This is a genomic window from Alicyclobacillus fodiniaquatilis (assembly GCF_042678105.1).
In the GTDB taxonomy this organism is placed as follows: domain Bacteria; phylum Bacillota; class Bacilli; order Alicyclobacillales; family Alicyclobacillaceae; genus Alicyclobacillus; species Alicyclobacillus fodiniaquatilis.
In genome coordinates this window covers 1-2,806 of record NZ_JBHUCX010000003.1, presented here as the reverse complement: position 1 = coordinate 2,806, position 2,806 = coordinate 1, and the positions used below count along the sequence as shown (strand labels likewise).

4 protein-coding genes are annotated in these 2,806 nt (G+C 44.8%); 1 reads left to right on the top strand and 3 read right to left on the bottom strand.

What is annotated here, in order from left to right; translation table 11 throughout:
- Nucleotides 1-407: 407 nt before the first annotated feature.
- Both ACFSB2_RS00630 and ACFSB2_RS00625 read right to left on the bottom strand, forming a co-directional pair.
- Nucleotides 408-932 carry a transposase gene (locus tag ACFSB2_RS00630; protein WP_377940579.1) on the bottom strand — a complete coding sequence of 175 codons (525 nt, stop codon included), beginning with the start codon at nucleotides 930-932 and terminating at the stop codon, nucleotides 408-410.
- Between the two features lie 38 nt (nucleotides 933-970).
- Nucleotides 971-1,468, bottom strand: a complete 498-nt coding sequence (locus ACFSB2_RS00625) for a helix-turn-helix domain-containing protein (RefSeq protein ID WP_377940578.1) — start codon at nucleotides 1,466-1,468, stop codon at nucleotides 971-973.
- 85 nt (nucleotides 1,469-1,553) lie between these two features.
- Here ACFSB2_RS00625 and ACFSB2_RS00620 point away from each other — a divergent pair, with 85 nt between their 5' ends.
- Nucleotides 1,554-2,180, top strand: a complete 627-nt coding sequence (locus ACFSB2_RS00620) for a hypothetical protein (RefSeq protein ID WP_377940577.1) — start codon at nucleotides 1,554-1,556, stop codon at nucleotides 2,178-2,180.
- A 337-nt stretch (nucleotides 2,181-2,517) separates the two neighbouring features.
- Here ACFSB2_RS00620 and ACFSB2_RS00615 read toward each other — a convergent pair.
- Nucleotides 2,518-2,806, bottom strand: a 289-nt coding sequence (locus ACFSB2_RS00615; RefSeq protein WP_377940576.1) for a tyrosine-type recombinase/integrase, incomplete at its 5' end; no start/stop codon positions are given.

The window sequence follows — 2,806 nt, the reverse complement described above, 5'->3', positions numbered from 1 at the left end:
AATTTTGATTTGTCAAGTCGGGCTCAGCAACATGGGGGCAAGCGAACAGACCTCGGGCACAGAACCGTTGGTGGTTCAATGAAAACCAAATGCCGAGAGGCTATGTAGTGATAAAGGGGGAACCTCATAGCAGCGTAAATTAAGGCCTAGTTTGCTACAATATCTTGGAATCTGCAAGAACGGAGTGTGTGTAGAGTGATTCATATCGTTGGACATTGGCTCAACGTCACGTTGTCAGCCTTGGGTGGAATTGGTGTTATTGTAATTGGTATTTCAGGTTGGGTTAGTAAGGTTGCCTTACAAAAAGTTGCGGAGAGAGACCGACAAGAACATTCAAAAGAGATCGAAGAAGTTCGAAACACGTATGCAATAGGATTGGAGCGGTTGCGTACCGAGCTAGTGCCCCTTCAGGCAACCTTGATCTTCTTTTGTTCTCGTAAAATCCGTTCGTCCCGTTTGTGCCTATTTCGCCACCGGATATGCGCTTGAATCGCTTGGGCTAATTCTTTATGGTCCTTGTAGTCACTTCCTGCAAGTACAAACTTGCGTAACGGACCGAAGTGACATTCAATTCGGTTCATCCATGAGGCATTCGTCGCGGTAAAGACCAACTCGACATTATTGTCGGCAGCCCACAAAACCACCTTGCCATGTTTGTGTGGGGAGAAGTTGTCTAAAACGATATACAATCGCTCCGTACGATGATAGCGTCGCCGCAGGACTTTGAAGAATCGCAAGATGTCTTGATGTTTTTTATGTTTCGAAGTATGACCGTACAACTTGTCATCCTTCAAATCCAAGGCTGCCAATAGATGCCGAACACCGTGATTACGGTGATATGTAGCTGGCAATCGGTCAGGATGCGCTTTCTTGAACCACCCTTGACCCGGAAATGGTTGCACCGCTAGGGGGCCGAACTCGTCAAAACAGATGATTCGCCCGTCTGTAGGTGGTTGGTGGTAGAGCGATTCTATTCGTTTTTTTTCGTCTCGAACTCTGGGTCATTTGACGCTTTCCACGTCTTCGTATGCTGATATGTGATGTCCACTTCATCTAGGATGACACGGATGGTTTCAATGCTGATGGACTTGACGATTCCTTTTTGTTCAGCGGTTTCTTTCAGTTTAGACAACGACCACTGCGTAAACGGTAACCCCAATGCTTTTGGTGGAATCTGGGCCAGTTCGATGATATCGGCACGTTGTTCCTCTGTGAAGGTACGAGGTCTGCCACCGCCGTAACGTGGTTTGAGTGATTTGAATCCATCCTCATCGAATGCTCGAATGATATGCCGAATATGCTCCTTTGAAAGATGGTACAGATCAGAGATTTCTGGCACTTTCATCTTCTGCGCAGATGCCAGCACAACGAGCGCTCGGCGAACTTCCACAGAATCCGAGCCTTTACGAGCAATCCGAACTAATTTGTTGCCTTCTTCAGCCGTCAGTTCTCGCACGTATATGCACATGATTATCACCCATGATAACCATTCGATAATTGGTCGAATATTCCTTTCTGTTTGTCAAACTATGTTACCTGATGGGGCACTAGCTATGAGTAACAAGATACTTGACAGCACTTTGCTGAGTCTCTCGCAAACTCGTAATGTAGTTACTGAAAGACAGTTGCAGGCTATCGAGGCGCTTTGGATAGCGATCACGACCTTAGCGAGGGACATAGCAGCCATAGTTACATTACAAGACATACTTCTCCCAGAGGAATTTGACACTGCATTTAAAAATCTAACAATGGTTAACTCAATGAACGAAATAAAGAAAGAACCGATATTGCAAACGATGGGCGAAAATATGGAGAAGGTTCAATTGAGCCAGCTTTATGTTAGATCTAAGCTGTGGGCGGCATACAACGATTGCATCGTAGTTCAGGCGCGCGTAATGCACGTGTTTTTTGCCAATCGAAGCAAGAAAAAACTCAGACCATGGCGTGAAGATAAACCGATACAACACATTATGGAAAAGTTGAATAGAGAGGAATCTGACTTTGTTCTTCAAATTCCTCTTGGACAACTAAATCGGTTATTGGGTGTATTGCGCCAACGATTTCTTACAGAAGCTAGTATATCCATCTCAGGAGAGGAAGCGGCTAAGTATCACTTGGAGCAAGCAAGTCAATTTGCAGATGATGTAGAAATGAGGCGCAGCCAAATACTTGGAAAATAGAAGAGAGGACTTAAAACTAACATGAATTAGTCTTGGTGAGTCGCTGGAACTTCAAACAACGTGTATCTAAATCGTCAGGATAGGTTGATTTTGCTTGGCGACAGCTCAAAAAGTTAAGTTGAGACTATCATAACCGAACCTCCGAAGAATGGAAACAAGTCTGATATAAAGGCTTAGAGGGATTAGACAACCTCTAGACGGTCAAATTGCCAAGGTAGGGTTAAAGTTATCCAGCGAGTTGCATAAACGTGCTCATAGAAATAGGTTTGATAGTCTCGCCAACTCGACAGTGAATTTTGTTAATGCATCTCTTTGTAAAAAAATCGCTCCACCTTCACTATAATCCTAGACGTGAAGCGGCATTATCTTTAAACATTTCCCCTTCGCGAATATATCTGCGTACGGTGGCGACACTCTTATGACCTGTTTGTCGCATAATGTCACGCTCATTTGCGCCGGCTGCAGCCGAAACGGTGGCAAATCCAGCTCTTAAACTGTGCCCTGCGTATAACGCGGGATTAAACCCGATGGATCTCACCATTCGTTTTACAATATTGGCGACAGATTTATCGGATAATCTACGGAGCTCCACCCAATCCCCTTTGTTGACTTTCCGGTACAATGGA

What these genes read in the sequence shown, in the direction of transcription:
- ACFSB2_RS00625 (WP_377940578.1), bottom strand. Translation starts at nt 1,468, where the DNA reads ATGTGCATATACGTGCGAGAACTGACGGCTGAAGAAGGCAACAAATTA.
- ACFSB2_RS00620 (WP_377940577.1), top strand. Translation starts at nt 1,554, where the DNA reads ATGAGTAACAAGATACTTGACAGCACTTTGCTGAGTCTCTCGCAAACT.